The sequence below is a fragment of the Achromobacter sp. SD115 genome, from assembly GCF_017355315.1.
In the GTDB taxonomy this organism is placed as follows: Bacteria; Pseudomonadota; Gammaproteobacteria; order Burkholderiales; family Burkholderiaceae_B; genus Achromobacter; species Achromobacter xylosoxidans_B.
This window is the reverse complement of sequence record NZ_JADIJM010000011.1, coordinates 1-14,172: the sequence shown is the minus strand read 5'-3', so window position 1 is coordinate 14,172 and position 14,172 is coordinate 1. Positions and strand designations below refer to the sequence as shown.

Genomic DNA, 14,172 nt, shown 5'->3' with positions numbered 1-14,172 from the left:
GGGTTGCCGCCCCGGACCGCGGGGCGGGCGCAGTCCAGTGTAGGAGCAGGCCTCGGCTTTCCACAAGCTGCCGCCCCGCCCTATTTCTTCAGCAGCGCCTTGAGCATGGCCATGCGTTCCTTGGGGTTCATCGCGGCGGTGGCCTCGTCTTCCTGCACGCGCACGTCGCCCAGGCCCATTTCCTCGATGAAGCGCGAAGGCTCGCGCACCAGGTCCTCGCGCGCCCGGCGCCGGCGCTTGCACCAGCTCAGGTTCAGGCTGCGCTGCGCGCGCGTGATGCCCACGTACATCAGGCGGCGTTCCTCCTGGATGCGCGAGGCCAGGTTCTCGGCCGCGCGCGCCGGATCGCCGACCTCGTCGTCCTTGCCCAGGTGAGGCAGCAGGCCTTCTTCCACGCCCGCCAGATACACGTGCGGATACTCCAGGCCCTTGGACGCGTGCAGCGTGGACATCTTCACCGCGTCCGGTTCTTCTTCCTCGCCACGCTCCAGCATGGTGACCAGCGCCACGTGCTGCACCAGGTCGAAGAGCGTCATGTTGTCCTCTTCGGCCTTGCGCTTGAGCCAGCCGGTCAGCTCCAGCACGTTCTGCCAGCGCGTCTGCGCGGGCCGTTCCTCGAACAGCTCGTACAGATAACGCTCGTACTGGATGGCCTCCAGCAGATCGTCCAGCAGCACGCCCGCGGGTTCGGCGGGCGCGGCGTCCTTGCCCGAGGCCGCGCCGCGCCCGGCGCGCCACTGCATGCGGCGGATGAACTCGGTGAAGGTGCGCAGCGGCTCCAGCTGACGCGGCGCCAACTGGCTTTCCAGACCGGTCTCGGCCACGGCCGCCAGCAGCGACAGCTCGCGGCTGGCGGCGTACTGGCCCAGCGTCTGCAAGGTGGCCTGGCCGATGCCGCGCTTGGGCGTGGTGGCCGCGCGGATGAAGGCCGGGTCGTCTTCGTCATTGGCCAGGATGCGCAGATAGGCCAGCACATCGCGCACTTCGGTCTTGTCGAAAAAGCTCTGGCCGCCCGAGATCGTGTACGGAATCTTCAGGTTGCGCAGCGCCTGCTCCAGGATGCGCGACTGATGGTTGCTGCGGTACAGGATGGCGAAGTCCTTCCATTGCGCCTGGCGCTCGAAGCGCGAGGCCGACACCTTCATGGCGATGGATTCCGCCTCCTGTTCCTCGCCGTCCATGGCCGACACCAGGATGGGCTCGCCCACGCCCAGCTCGGACCAGAGCTTCTTGTCGAACAGCTTGGGGTTCTTTTCAATCACCTGGTTCGCCGCCGCCAGGATGCGCTGCACCGAACGGTAGTTCTGCTCCAGCTTGATGAGCTTGATGTTGGGGTAGTCGGTGGTGAGCTTGGCCAGGTTCTCGATGGTGGCGCCGCGCCAGGCGTAGATCGCCTGGTCGTCGTCGCCCACCGCCGTGAACATGGCGCGCGAGCCCGTCAGCAACTGCACCAGGCGGTACTGGCAGACGTTGGTGTCCTGGTATTCGTCCACCAGCAGGTAGCGCACGCGGTTCTGCCAGCGCGTGCGTACTTCTTCATTGTTGGCCAGCAGCAGCGCCGGGATGCGGATCAGGTCGTCGAAGTCCACCGCCTGGTAGGCGGCCAGCGTGGCGGCGTAGCTGCGGTAGACGTTGGCCGCTTCCACGTCGGCCGGCGTGATGGCCTCGCGCGCGGCGTCGTCCGGCTCCATCAGCCCGTTCTTCCACAGCGAGATGATGCCCTGCACGTGGCGCAACCGGCCCTTGTCGGTGGTGTTCAGCAATTCCTGGATGATGGCCATGGCATCGTCGGCGTCCAGAATCGAAAACGTGGGCTTCAGGCCCGCGTTGCGCGCTTCCTCGCGCAGCATCTTCACGCCCAGCGAATGGAAGGTGCTGATGATCAGGCCCTTGGACAGCTTGCGGTCCACCAAGGTCTTGACGCGCTCGTCCATCTCGCGCGCGGCCTTGTTGGTGAAGGTCAGCGCCACCACGTTGCGGCCCATGTAGCCGCACTCGCGCAGCAGGTACGCGATCTTCTGCGTGATCACGCGGGTCTTGCCGCTGCCGGCGCCGGCCAGCACCAGGCAGGGGCCGTCCAGGTACAGCACCGCTTCGCGTTGAGCGGGGTTCATGCCTTGGGCTATAGGTTCGCTGGCGGACATTTGAGTCAGGTGATCATGCTTCGCGGCGGCCGCATTGAAGATGCGGCCGGCAAGCACGGGGCTTGCGGCCGCCCGTCAGCGGGCCGGTAACACGCGAGAAAAAGGGGACGGCGCGGCCGCCGCAGCGGGCCTGCCGCGCCGGCGCGATAGAGGAGAAAGATCATAGAACAATCGGATCGGCGGCGCATCGGCCCTTGCCGCAAGCGATCAGATTTCCAGCGGATCGACTTCCAGTTGCCAGCGCACGCGCGCCTCGTTGGCGAGGTACGGCAGGTGGTGCGACCAGGACGCCAGGAAAGCCTGCAAAGCCGGGCGGCTGCTGCTTTCCGCCAGTAGCTGCGCGCGCTCGATATTGGCCACGCGCACCACCCGCAACGGCACCGGGTCGTACAGCATGATCGCGTCCAGGCCCGGGAAGTCGGCCGCCCACTCCCCTTCCGGCAAGCTTCGCGCCCGCTCCAGGAACTCCTGGGCTACCTTCAGTTCGCGCGCCTCGGCGGTCAAGAGCGCCTGGTAGACGAAAGGCGGCAGGCCGGTACTTTCGCGCTCGTGCAGGGCATGGCGGGCGAAGCCCGCGTAGTCGTGCCGCAGCAGCGCCTGGTAGACCGGCTGCTCGGGGTAGCCGGTCTGTATCAGCACTTCGCCGTTGCCCTGGTGGCGGCCGGCCCGGCCCGCCACCTGCATCAGTTGCGCAAACAGGCGCTCCGGCGCGCGGAAGTCGTGCGCGAACAGCATCGAGTCCGCATTCAGCACGCCCACCAGTCCGAGGCGCGCGAAATCGTGGCCCTTGGCCACCATCTGCGTGCCCACCAGGATGTCCACCTCGCCTGCGTGCACCGAGGCGAACAGCGCCTCGGCGCTGCCCTTCTTGCGCGTGCTGTCGGCGTCAATGCGCAGGATGCGGGCTTCGGGAAACAATTCCGCCAGGTGTTCTTCGACGCGCTGCGTGCCGCGCCCCATGGGCGCCAGGTCCTGGTCGCCGCATTCGGGACAAGCGCGCGGCACCGGGGCCTGATAGCCGCAGTGATGGCATTGCAGGCGGTGGCCGCGGCCATCGGTGCGATGCAGCACGGTGAACGCGGTGCAACGCGGGCAATTGCTGACCCAGGCGCAGGACTGGCAATGCAGCACCGGCGAATAGCCGCGCCGGTTCAGGAAGATGAGCGACTGCTCCTTGCGCTCCAGCCGCTGCGCAAGGGCGTCCAGCAGCTGCGGCGACATGCCATGCTTCAGTTGCAAGCGGCGCGTGTCGACCAGCCGCATGGACGGCAGGCTGCTGGCGCGCGCCCGGCCCGGCAGGGTCAGGCGCAGATAGCGGCCGCGCTCCGCGTGCTGCCAGGTCTCCAGCGACGGCGTGGCCGATCCCAGCACCACCGGGATGCCCAGGTCATGGGCGCGCCACACCGCCAGATCGCGCGCCGAATAGCGCAGGCCGTCCTGCTGCTTGTAGGACGCGTCGTGCTCCTCGTCCACCACGATCAGGCCCAACTGGCCCAGCGGCGCGAACACCGACATGCGCGTGCCCAGCAGCATGCGCGCCTCGCCGCGCTGGGCGCGGGCCCAGGCCTGCAGGCGTTCGCCGTCGGACAGGCCGCTATGCATGACCGCCAGGCCGTCCGGTCCGACCAGCGCCTCCAGACGCGCGCGCAGCGCGCTTTCCAGCTGCGGCGTCAGATTGATTTCGGGCACCATCAGCAGCACCTGGCGTCCTGCCGCCAGAACCTTCTCGGCCGCCCGCAGGTAGACCTCGGTCTTGCCGCTGCCCGTCACGCCGTGCAGCAGCACGGGCTTGAAGCCGTTCAGCGCGCCTATGGTGTCCACCGCCTCGCGTTGGGCGTCATTGAGTTCCGGCGGCTGATCGGCCTGGGCCGGCGCGCGCGCAGCCTTACGCTTGCGCCCGTCCAGCCGCGCCACCGGTCCGCCGGCCGAGCGCTTGCCCTGATAAGCCGTGGGCTTGCGCAGCGGCGGCGGCAAGGTCGGCAGCATCACCTCGCCCAGTGGCCGCTGATAGTAGTCCGCGGCAAACCGGGCCAGGCGCAGCCAGTCCTCATCGAACGGCGGCAAGTCGTCCAGCACCTCTTCGATCGGCCGGATCTGCTTGGGGTCGAAGGACGGCTCGGCCGGGTTGTCCACGACCACGCCGATCAGTTTGCGGCGGCCGAACGGCACGATGACCCGCAGGCCGACCGTCACCGGCGCTTCGCTGCGGTAATCGAACGGGCCGGGCAAAGGCACGTCCAGCGCCACGCGCACCCAGCAGACCGCGGGGGTCGTGTTCGGCAGCACTTCAGACATGGGGGCTAGGACGGAGCATGTAAAAGGATGATCCCGGATGATGGCGGCGCGCTCCGTTCCCTGCCTGTGGATAACTTTGGGGAAAAGGCTGGAGCAACATCGGAAATTGGAATTTGACAAGATTGCGCAAACTTGCGAAATCTTCTTGAAAACCATCAATTTGCCATTTAAAGCAATGACTTACGATAGCTTCCGAGATTGTAAACTAGCATCTAAAGGGTTTTCCCCGAGAGCAATCTTGCTGTGCACAAGTGCCCCCGGGGGCCCTCCTGCTCCGGCCCTTTAGACCGAAGCGTCCACTCACTTACCCTCGCAGCGAACGGCTGTGCTGGTGGACTTCATCAACCAATTCGGCTACGGCTTCTGGCGGAGTAAAGCGCGAAATGCCGTGCCCCAGATTGAACACGTGGCCGCCCTTGCCCACCGGTCCGAAGGCATCCAGCACGCGCCGCGCCTCGGCGCGGATGGCGGGCCCGCCGCCAAACAAGGCCATGGGGTCCAGATTGCCCTGGAACGCCACCGAGTCCCCGGTACGTCGCCGCGCGGCGGCCAGATCCACCGTCCAGTCCAGGCCCACGGCGTCGGCGCCGCAAGCGGCGATCTGCTCCAGCCATTGGCCGCCGCCCTTGGTGAAGACGATGGCCGGCACGCGGCGGCCTTCGCGTTCGCGAGTCAAACCGGCCACGACCTTGCGGGTGTAGGCCAGCGAGAACTGCTGGAACAGGCCGTCGGCCAGCACGCCGCCCCAGCTGTCGAACAGCATCACGGCTTGCGCGCCCGCGTCGATCTGCGCGTTCAGGTACTGCAAGGTGGCTTCGGCGTTGATCTCAAGTATGCGGTGCAGCAGGTCGGGACGCGCGTACAGCATGGTCTTGATCAGGCGGTAGTCATCGCTGCCCTGGCCTTCCACCATGTAGCAGGCGATGGTCCAGGGGCTGCCGGCAAAGCCGATCAGCGGCACCTTGCCGTCCAGATCGCGGCGGATCGTGCGCACGGCGTCGAAGACATAGCGCAGCTTGTCCATGTCCGGCACTTCCAGGCGCGCCACGTCTTCCTCGGTACGCACCGGACGCGCGAAGCGCGGCCCCTCGCCTTCGGCGAAATCCAGGCCCAGGCCCATGGCGTGCGGCACCGTCAGGATGTCCGAGAACAGGATGGCAGCATCCAGGTCGAAACGCTCCAGCGGCTGCAGCGTGACTTCCGAGGCGTACTCCGGATTCTGCGCGAGGCCCATGAAGGAACCCGCACGGGCCCGCGTCTGGCGGTACTCGGGCAAGTAGCGGCCGGCCTGGCGCATCAGCCAGATCGGGGTGTAGGGCACGGGCTCGCGCAACAGCGAGCGCAAGAACACATCGTTCTTCAGTACGGAAGCAGACACGACTATCCTCGATGATCGGAAGCCGTGATTTTACTTCCCCTGGCTGACAAATCCCGGCCAGCCGCTGGCCCGTGCTTGCCGGCGCGCAAGCACGACGCTTTCCGCCCGGGACAACGCGGCGCCGACCCTGGATGCCGCAACCGGCGGAGCTGCGGCCCCACCGGCCGCAAGGCCGCTTCAGGCGCCCTGCTCCTGCGCGGCCTGCCGGTACGGCGCCGCCTCGATGCCGTGCTTGCGCATCAGCGCCCAGAAGGCCCGCCGGTGCTTGCAGCAGGCGCGCGCCGCCTGCGCCACGTTGCCGCCATGGCGCGACAGCGCAAGCCGGATGTAGTCGCGCTCGAAGCCGTCCACCACCCGCGCCTTCGCGATCCGGAAGGATTCGTGCGCGGGCCGTGGGTGTTGATGGCGCGGGCCGGACAGGGCGTGCTCGACCAGATCGGACGACACCCGGGCGCGCAAGGCCGAGGGACGCTGCAATCCGCCCGCGCCTGCCTGAGGCCGCGCCTCGCGGTACATCGTCGCCGGCTCACGGATCTCTACCCGCGCCGTGCCGCGCCCCTGCGCGGCACGGGCCAGGTGACCGAGCCGCACCCGCAGGCTCTCCCGGCAGGCGGGCTGCGTCTCGAAATCCAACGCGCCCAGGCTCAGCAGATCTTCGATGGCGGGCGCCTTCACATTCGAGATCAGCAATAGCAACGGGGTCGTCAACAAGGTGCCCGCCTGCTGCAAGGCCATGCGCGTCCAGGCTAGCGAAGACGGCGCGACCGGCAGGATGCAGCAGTCATAGCGCCTTAGCGCTACCGCCAAGCGTGCCAGCGACTGCACGTCCGCTTCCGGGATCTGGGCTTCAGGCTCGGCGCCGGCCGCCGCATCCGCCGCCGTATCGCGGGACGCGGCGCCGGCGGCGGCATACCGCAGCGGAGTCAGCGATACCAGGTGCAGCCGCACGCGCATCTGCCTGGCCGGGTGCTGCGCAACCAGATCGCGCATCGCCCCTTCGTGGCCCGGCGCCAGCAGAACCCCGCAATCCAGGACTTCTCGCACGCTTTCCCCCTACGCTTCACTAGGCAAAACTGAAGGCTACTGTTGCAGCCGCCAGCCAGCTATTCGTAGTGATCGCATTGCGGCTCGCACAAAGGCGAATGCCGCAGCCTTGGCCCGGACATGAAAAAAGCGGCCCAGAGGCCGCTTTCTTCAAATCCGGGGCAAACCCCGGGGTACTGCGTCGCCGCTTAGTGCGAACGGCCGCCTTGGCGCAGCTTGCGCGCCGCGATGGCTTGCGCAGCCAGCATGGCGAGTTCGGCTTCGACCACGGCGATGTCCGCCTTGTCCTTGGCGTTCGCCAGGGCCTGTTCGGCCTTCTGGCGCGCTTCCAGGGCGCGGGCTTCGTCCAGGTCGGCGGCACGGATAGCCGTGTCGGCCAGAACCGTCACGCTGCCCGGCTGCACTTCCAGAATGCCCCCGGCGACGAAGATGTTTTCCTCGCCTTGGTCGGCACGAACGATCTTGACCGTCCCGGGGCGTATGCGCGAAATCAGCGGGGTGTGGCCGGGCAGAATGCCCAGTTCACCCGCTTCGCCAGGCAGCACCACGAACTTCGCCTCACCGGAGAAGATCGCTTCCTCTGCGCTGACGACATCCACATGCAGGGTAGCCATATCGGTTCCTTATTGCAGTTTCTTGGCCTTCTCGAAGGCCTCGTCGATCGAGCCGACCATGTAGAAGGCCTGTTCCGGCAGCGCATCGCACTCGCCGTTCACGATCATCTTGAAACCACGGATGGTTTCGGCCAGCGGAACGTACTTGCCGGGCGAACCGGTAAACACTTCAGCAACGTGGAACGGCTGCGACAGGAAGCGCTGGATCTTGCGAGCGCGGGCCACGGCCTGCTTGTCTTCCGGCGACAGTTCGTCCATGCCCAGAATCGCGATGATGTCGCGCAGTTCCTTGTAGCGCTGCAGCGTTTGCTGCACGCCACGGGCAACGGCGTAGTGCTCTTCGCCCACGACTTGCGGGTCGAGCTGGCGGCTGGACGAATCCAGCGGGTCCACGGCCGGGTAGATACCCAGGGCGGCGATGTCACGCGACAGCACGACGGTCGAGTCCAAATGCTGGAAGGTCGTGGCAGGCGACGGGTCGGTCAAGTCGTCCGCAGGGACGTACACGGCCTGGATCGAGGTGATCGAGCCGGTCTTGGTCGACGTGATGCGCTCTTGCAGCTTGCCCATTTCTTCGGCCAGCGTGGGCTGGTAACCCACCGCCGACGGCATGCGGCCCAGCAGTGCGGACACTTCCGTACCGGCCAGGGTGTAGCGGTAGATGTTGTCCACGAAGAACAGGATGTCGCGGCCTTCGTCGCGGAACTTCTCGGCCATGGTCAGGCCGGTCAGCGCCACGCGCAGACGGTTGCCGGGGGGTTCGTTCATCTGACCGAACACCATCGCAACCTTGTCCAGAACGTTCGACTCTTCCATTTCATGGTAGAAGTCGTTGCCTTCGCGGGTACGCTCACCCACGCCGGCGAACACCGACAAGCCGCTGTGCTGCTTGGCGATGTTGTTGATCAGTTCCATCATGTTGACGGTCTTGCCCACGCCGGCGCCGCCGAACAGGCCGACCTTGCCGCCCTTGGCGAACGGGCAAACCAGGTCAATAACCTTGATGCCGGTTTCCAGCAGTTCCACCGACGGCGACAGTTCGTCGAAACGGGGAGCCGGCTGGTGAATGCCGCGCTTTTCTTCGTGCTGAATGGGGCCGGCTTCGTCGATGGGACGACCCAGCACGTCCATGATGCGGCCCAGCGTGCCGGTGCCGACGGGCACCGAGATCGGGGCGCCCGTGCCCGTGACCTTCATGCCGCGGCGCAGGCCGTCGCTGGAGCCCAGCGCAATGGTACGCACCACGCCGTCGCCCAGCTGTTGCTGCACTTCCAGCGTCAGACCCTTTTCGGCGAACGAGGAACCCTCGTCGGCCAGAGTAAGCGCTTCGTAAATCTTGGGCATGTGATCGCGGGGGAACTGAATATCCACCACGGCGCCGATGCACTGAACGATGGTTCCGTTGCTCATGTCGATTCCTTGCTTGATAGCTTGTGACGGGATGCTGCCTGCCTCAAACGGCGGCAGCGCCCCCTACGATTTCCGAAATTTCTTTGGTGATCGCGGCCTGACGGGTCTTGTTGTAGACCAGTTGCAGATCGCCGATGACCTTCTTGGCGTTGTCCGACGCCGCCTTCATGGCGACCATCCGGGCCGACTGCTCCGAAGCCATGTTCTCGGCCACGGCTTGGTACAGCAGGCCTTCAACGTAACGCTGCAGCAGGTCGTCGATCACGCTACGGGCGTCGGGTTCGTAGATGTAATCCCAGCTGTAGTCCGACTTCACTTCCGAGGTCTTGGCCAGCTTCTCGGCACCCATCTGGTACGGATCATCCAAACCGCTGGCCAGGGGCAGCAGACGCAGGAACAGCGGCTCCTGCTTCATCGTGTTGACGAAGCGGGTCGAAGCCACGTACAGCGCGTCGATGCGGCCTTCCAGGTAGGCGTCCAGCTGCACCTTGATCGCGCCCAGCAGGCGGTCGAGTTGCGGCTTGTCGCCCAGTTGCACTTCCTGGGAAACCAGTTTGGCGCCGATGCGCGTCAGCACGCCCACGCCCTTGTTGCCGAAAGCGGTCGCTTGCACGGCGATGCCGTTCTTCTCGAACTCTTTCAGCTTGCCCAACGTCACGCGGGTGATGTTGGTGTTCAAGCCGCCGCACAAACCCTTGTCGGTCGTCACCATGACCACGCCGACCGCTTTGATTTCGCGTTCGACCAGGTACGGGTGGCTGTATTCGGGGTTGGCCTGCATCAGGTGCGCAGCAATCTCGCGCACCTTGGTGGCGTACGGACGGCCTGCACGCATCCGCTCCTGCGCCTTGCGCATTTTGGATGCGGCGACCATTTCCATCGCCTTGGTGATCTTGCGCGTGTTTTGCACGCTCTTGATCTTGGTTCGGATTTCCTTAATTCCGGGCATTGCGCTTTCCTGTGAAGACTGGCCGATGGGTTCCGCTGGCGCCTCATCCATCCGGGAAGGATGGGTGAGGCGTCGCGGACGCCTAACCCATCACTTTCTTAAAAAGCACCGTGCTTCTTGAATTCCTGGATGGCGGCGGCCAGTTCGGCCTCGTCATCCTTGGACAGTTCCTTGGTGTCTTCGATGCGCTGGATCAGGGCCGCATGCTTGGCCTTCAGTTGATCCTTCAGCGACTTCTCGAACGACAGCACTTGGGCCACGTCCACTTCATCCAGGTAGCCGTTGTTGACCGTGTACAGCGTGACGGCCAGTTCCCACACTTGCAGCGGCTGGTATTGCGGCTGCTTGAGCAGTTCCACCACGCGCTTGCCGCGTTCCAGCTGGCGACGGGTCGCGTCGTCCAGGTCGGAAGCGAACTGCGCGAAGGCGGCCAGTTCACGGTACTGCGCCAAGTCGGTACGGATACCGCCGGACAGCTTCTTGACGACCTTGGTCTGAGCAGCGCCACCCACACGCGACACCGAGATACCGGCGTTGATGGCGGGGCGGACACCGGCGTTGAACAGGTCGGTTTCCAGGAAGATCTGGCCGTCGGTGATCGAGATCACGTTGGTCGGAACGAAGGCCGACACGTCGCCTGCCTGGGTTTCGATGATCGGCAGCGCGGTCAGCGAGCCGGTCTGGCCCTTGACGGCGCCGTTGGTGAACTTCTCGACGTACTCTTCGTTGACGCGGGCAGCGCGTTCCAGCAGGCGCGAGTGCAGGTAGAACACGTCGCCCGGGTAGGCTTCGCGGCCCGGCGGACGGCGCAGCAGCAGCGAGACCTGGCGATAGGCCCAGGCTTGCTTGGTCAGGTCGTCATAGACGATCAGGGCGTCTTCGCCGCGATCGCGGAAGTATTCGCCCATCGTGCAGCCGGCGTAGGCGGCCAAGTACTGCATGGCGGCCGAGTCGGAGGCCGAAGCGGCCACGACGATGGTGTATTCCATCGCGCCGTGCTCTTCCAGCTTGCGGACCACGTTGTTGATCGTGGAAGCCTTCTGGCCGATAGCGACGTACACGCAGGTGACGCCCTTGCCCTTCTGGCTGATGATGGTGTCGACAGCGACGGCGGTCTTGCCGGTCTGACGGTCGCCAATGATCAGTTCGCGCTGGCCGCGGCCGATCGGCACCATCGAGTCGATAGCCTTGATGCCGGTTTGCAGCGGCTGCGACACCGAGCGGCGGGCGATAACGCCAGGCGCCACTTTTTCGATGATGTCGGTGGCCTTGGCGTTGACCGGGCCCTTGCCGTCGATCGGCTCGCCCAGCGTGTTGACCACGCGGCCTTTCAGTTCGGGACCGACCGGAACTTCCAGAATGCGGCCGGTCGTCTTGACCTGGTCGCCTTCGGAAACGCCGGTGTAGTCGCCGAGAATAACGGCGCCGACGGAATCACGCTCGAGGTTGAGCGCCAGACCGAAAACGTTGTTGGGGAATTCGAGCATTTCGCCCTGCATCACGTCGGACAAGCCGTGGATGCGGGTAATACCGTCGGTCACGGACACGACGGTGCCCTGAGTACGGACATCAGCCGAAGCGCCCAGGCCCTCGATGCGGCTCTTGAGCAGTTCGCTGATCTCGGAGGGATTGAGTTGCATATTGACTCCTGGAATCCTGTTAGTTGCCTTAAGCGGCGAGCTGATCGCGCATGCGGGCCAATTGGGCTTGTACGGAAGTATCGAGCACCTGGTCACCGACGGCCACGCGCACGCCGCCGATCAGCGACGGATCAACGGTGACGCTGGGCTTGAGCTTGAGGCCAAATTTTTGTTCGAGGGCGGTAACCAGTTCTTTGACCTGGGCATCGCTCAGTTCGAACGCGCTGGTGATTTCCGCCTGCGCCGTGCCGTCGTGACGATTCCGCAGCACCGCGAATTGCGCGGCGATGTCGGGCAGCAGCAGCAACCGGTCGTTTTCGACCAGCAGCTCGATGAAATTGCGGGCGGCTTGAGGCAGTTCGGCCTTTACCAGGCCGGAGAACAGCTCGACGCGCTGCTTGTCGCCCAGACGCGGGTCGGCCATGGCCTCGCGCACGTCGGGGTTGGAGGCGACCTGAGCCAGTTCGCTGACCAGGTCGGACCAGGCCGGCAAGCCGGCGCGGTCGTCGCGCGCCGCGCTGAAGAGCGCTTCAGCGTAGGGCCGGGCAACAGTGGAAAGTTCAGCCATGACGGTCCCGGATTAAAGCTGCGCGCGGAGCTGGTTGAGCAGCTCGGCGTGTGCGCGGGCGTCAACCTCGCGCTTAAGGATCTGTTCAGCACCCTTGACGGCCAGCGCAGCGACATCGTCGCGCAGCAGGTCGCGGGCGCGCTGGACTTCCTGCGCGGCATCCTGGGCAGCCTGCGCCACGATGCGGGCGCGCTCGGCTTCCGCTTCACGGCGGGCCTGCTCGATCAGGGAGGCGGCTTGCTTCTCGGCCTCGATGATGCGGGCGTGGTTTTCGGACTTGGCAGAAGCCTCGATCAGACTGACGCGCGCCTGGGCTTGAGCCAGATCGGCTTTGCCCTTCTCGGCGGCGGCCAGGCCGTCGGCGATTTTCTGGCGGCGCTCGTCCATCGCCTTCGTCAGGGGGGGCCACACGAATTTCATCGTGAACCAGCCCAGAACGAAGAACACGAGCATCTGGAAAATGATCGTCGCGTTCAGATTCACGGTCGTTCCTTTAACACCTTGCGGCTCCGACCGCACCCGGAAAGGGGCGTCACGGAGCACTCGATACTTTGCTAGGCGGCGACGGAGCTTGCACCCGCATCGCCGCCAGCGTCATGACCCGCCTTTTCGCCGGCGGGCGGTGCCTTAGCCGACGAACGGGTTGGCGAAGGCGAACAGCATGGCGATACCCACGCCGATCAGGAATGCCGCGTCGATCAGGCCAGCCAGCAGGAACATCTTCGTTTGCAGAGCGTTCATCAGTTCAGGCTGACGAGCCGAGGCTTCCAGATACTTGCCGCCCATCAGTGCGATGCCGATGCAAGCGCCGATAGCGCCCAGACCGATGATAAGACCGCATGCGAGGGCAACGAAAGCGACGTTGGTCATGACAACTCCTTGGTTAGAAATCTGAAGTCAAAAATTGAAAAATAAGGGGTACTGCTCAATGCAAGATAATCTTGCTATCCCGTGCTGGCCGGGTGGCCAGCACGGGAAATTCGGGGGATCAGTGGCCTTCGTGAGCCTGGCCGAGGTACACCAGCGTCAGCATCATGAAGATGAAGGCCTGCAGCAGGACGATCAGGATGTGGAAGATCGCCCAGATGGAACCGGCCAGGATGTGACCGATGCCCAAGCCGATGCTGGCGCCGTTGAAGCCGGTCCAGGCGCCGCCCAGCAGGGCGATCAGCATGAAAATCAGTTCGCCGGCGAACATGTTGCCGAACAACCGCATGCCCAGCGAGACGGACTTGGCGGCGTATTCGATCAGGTTCAGCAGCAGGTTGAACGGAGCCAGCACGATGGCGCCGATGCCGTGCGCGTGGAACGGCGCGGTGAACAGTTCCTTGACGAAGCCGCCCGGGTGCTTGATCTTGATGCCGTAGTAGAACATCAGCAGCAGCACGCCCAGCGACATGCCCATCGGCACGTTCAGGTCGGCGGTCGGCAGAATGCGGTGGTAGTAGAGCGGGTCGCCGTGCTCGGCACCCAGGCCGGTCAGGCGCCAGATGGAGGGCAGCAGATCGACGGGCAGCAGGTCCAGCGCGTTCATCAGGATGATCCAGAGGAACACGGTGAGCGCCAGCGGGGCGATGAAGAGACGGCTCTTGGCGTTGTGGACGATGCCCTTGGCCTGGTCGTCGACCATGTCGACGATCATTTCCACGAAGGCCTGGAAACGGCCCGGCACGCCATTGGTGGCGCGGCGCGCAGCGCGCCAGAGGAAGAAAATGACGATCAGACCCATCAGGCCGGACCAGAACAACGAGTCGTAATTGATGATGTCGAACTGAGCGATAGCGCTCTGTTTCTCACCGGTATTGTTCAGATGCACCAGGTGGTGCTGAATATACGCGGACTGAGGCGACACGTCGCTGGCAGCAGCCATTTGAATCCTACCCTATTTGCTGTGCCCGGCCCTTGCGAACCGGACGATTCCACGATTTCGTTTGCCGCAAACCTGCTCGGCGCTATGACAACTTGCGGAACATCAAGAGCAGGAGATAGCCCTTCAATGTGAGTATCAGACCGAGCAACGCGGCAGGCCATACGAGGCTGTCCTGCGCCACACGCGAAAGCAGCCACAACAGCAGCGCCGTTGCGAACAACTTGATCAACTCACCAGAGAGAAAGGTAAAGGGACTGGAC

12 protein-coding genes and 1 pseudogene are annotated in these 14,172 nt (G+C 64.9%); all 13 read right to left on the bottom strand.

Going from position 1 to position 14,172, the window contains the following annotated elements; genetic code table 11:
* Positions 1 to 80: 80 nt before the first annotated feature.
* Positions 81 to 2,144: a UvrD-helicase domain-containing protein gene (locus IPU70_RS16690; protein WP_207468771.1), complete on the bottom strand. Its 2,064-nt coding sequence runs from the start codon at positions 2,142 to 2,144 to the stop codon at positions 81 to 83.
* A gap of 207 nt (positions 2,145 to 2,351) precedes the next feature.
* A complete protein-coding gene (locus IPU70_RS16685; RefSeq protein ID WP_207468769.1) occupies positions 2,352 to 4,439 on the bottom strand; it encodes a primosomal protein N' in 2,088 nt (695 codons plus the stop codon).
* Between the two features lie 304 nt (positions 4,440 to 4,743).
* Complete coding sequence (gene hemE, locus IPU70_RS16680; protein WP_207468766.1) at positions 4,744 to 5,817, bottom strand: uroporphyrinogen decarboxylase; 1,074 nt, start codon at positions 5,815 to 5,817, stop codon at positions 4,744 to 4,746.
* Between the two features lie 177 nt (positions 5,818 to 5,994).
* The gene (locus IPU70_RS16675) at positions 5,995 to 6,861 is read right to left on the bottom strand and encodes a hypothetical protein (RefSeq protein ID WP_371818969.1); all 867 of its coding nucleotides are present in this window, start codon (positions 6,859 to 6,861) and stop codon (positions 5,995 to 5,997) included.
* Positions 6,862 to 7,049: 188 nt separating this feature from the next.
* Complete coding sequence (locus tag IPU70_RS16670) at positions 7,050 to 7,475, bottom strand: F0F1 ATP synthase subunit epsilon (protein ID WP_013391134.1); 426 nt, start codon at positions 7,473 to 7,475, stop codon at positions 7,050 to 7,052.
* 9 nt (positions 7,476 to 7,484) lie between these two features.
* Positions 7,485 to 8,885, bottom strand: a complete 1,401-nt coding sequence (gene atpD, locus IPU70_RS16665; RefSeq protein ID WP_013391133.1) for a F0F1 ATP synthase subunit beta — start codon at positions 8,883 to 8,885, stop codon at positions 7,485 to 7,487.
* Between the two features lie 43 nt (positions 8,886 to 8,928).
* A complete protein-coding gene (gene atpG, locus IPU70_RS16660; RefSeq protein WP_013391132.1) occupies positions 8,929 to 9,834 on the bottom strand; it encodes a F0F1 ATP synthase subunit gamma in 906 nt (301 codons plus the stop codon).
* A gap of 98 nt (positions 9,835 to 9,932) precedes the next feature.
* Positions 9,933 to 11,474: a F0F1 ATP synthase subunit alpha gene (atpA, locus tag IPU70_RS16655; protein ID WP_013391131.1), complete on the bottom strand. Its 1,542-nt coding sequence runs from the start codon at positions 11,472 to 11,474 to the stop codon at positions 9,933 to 9,935.
* Between the two features lie 28 nt (positions 11,475 to 11,502).
* On the bottom strand, positions 11,503 to 12,042 hold the full coding sequence (locus tag IPU70_RS16650; protein ID WP_013391130.1) for a F0F1 ATP synthase subunit delta: 540 nt from the start codon (positions 12,040 to 12,042) through the stop codon (positions 11,503 to 11,505).
* Between the two features lie 12 nt (positions 12,043 to 12,054).
* The gene (locus tag IPU70_RS16645) at positions 12,055 to 12,525 is read right to left on the bottom strand and encodes a F0F1 ATP synthase subunit B (RefSeq protein ID WP_013391129.1); all 471 of its coding nucleotides are present in this window, start codon (positions 12,523 to 12,525) and stop codon (positions 12,055 to 12,057) included.
* 144 nt (positions 12,526 to 12,669) lie between these two features.
* Positions 12,670 to 12,912 (bottom strand): F0F1 ATP synthase subunit C, encoded by a 243-nt coding sequence (gene atpE, locus IPU70_RS16640; RefSeq protein WP_003815363.1) that lies wholly within the window; start codon positions 12,910 to 12,912, stop codon positions 12,670 to 12,672.
* Between the two features lie 118 nt (positions 12,913 to 13,030).
* Positions 13,031 to 13,912, bottom strand: a complete 882-nt coding sequence (gene atpB / locus IPU70_RS16635; protein ID WP_013391128.1) for a F0F1 ATP synthase subunit A — start codon at positions 13,910 to 13,912, stop codon at positions 13,031 to 13,033.
* 82 nt (positions 13,913 to 13,994) lie between these two features.
* A pseudogene (locus IPU70_RS32800) lies at positions 13,995 to 14,172 on the bottom strand (ATP synthase subunit I); the annotation flags it as partial.

Excerpts from the sequence above, each read along its gene's own strand:
- IPU70_RS16650 (WP_013391130.1), bottom strand. The coding sequence starts at position 12,042 with ATGGCTGAACTTTCCACTGTTGCCCGGCCCTACGCTGAAGCGCTCTTC.
- IPU70_RS16690 (WP_207468771.1), bottom strand. The coding sequence starts at position 2,144 with ATGTCCGCCAGCGAACCTATAGCCCAAGGCATGAACCCCGCTCAACGC.
- atpE (WP_003815363.1), bottom strand. The coding sequence starts at position 12,912 with ATGACCAACGTCGCTTTCGTTGCCCTCGCATGCGGTCTTATCATCGGT.
- atpG (WP_013391132.1), bottom strand. The coding sequence starts at position 9,834 with ATGCCCGGAATTAAGGAAATCCGAACCAAGATCAAGAGCGTGCAAAAC.
- atpD (WP_013391133.1), bottom strand. The coding sequence starts at position 8,885 with ATGAGCAACGGAACCATCGTTCAGTGCATCGGCGCCGTGGTGGATATT.
- IPU70_RS16685 (WP_207468769.1), bottom strand. The coding sequence starts at position 4,439 with ATGTCTGAAGTGCTGCCGAACACGACCCCCGCGGTCTGCTGGGTGCGC.
- IPU70_RS16670 (WP_013391134.1), bottom strand. The coding sequence starts at position 7,475 with ATGGCTACCCTGCATGTGGATGTCGTCAGCGCAGAGGAAGCGATCTTC.
- atpA (WP_013391131.1), bottom strand. The coding sequence starts at position 11,474 with ATGCAACTCAATCCCTCCGAGATCAGCGAACTGCTCAAGAGCCGCATC.
- atpB (WP_013391128.1), bottom strand. The coding sequence starts at position 13,912 with ATGGCTGCTGCCAGCGACGTGTCGCCTCAGTCCGCGTATATTCAGCAC.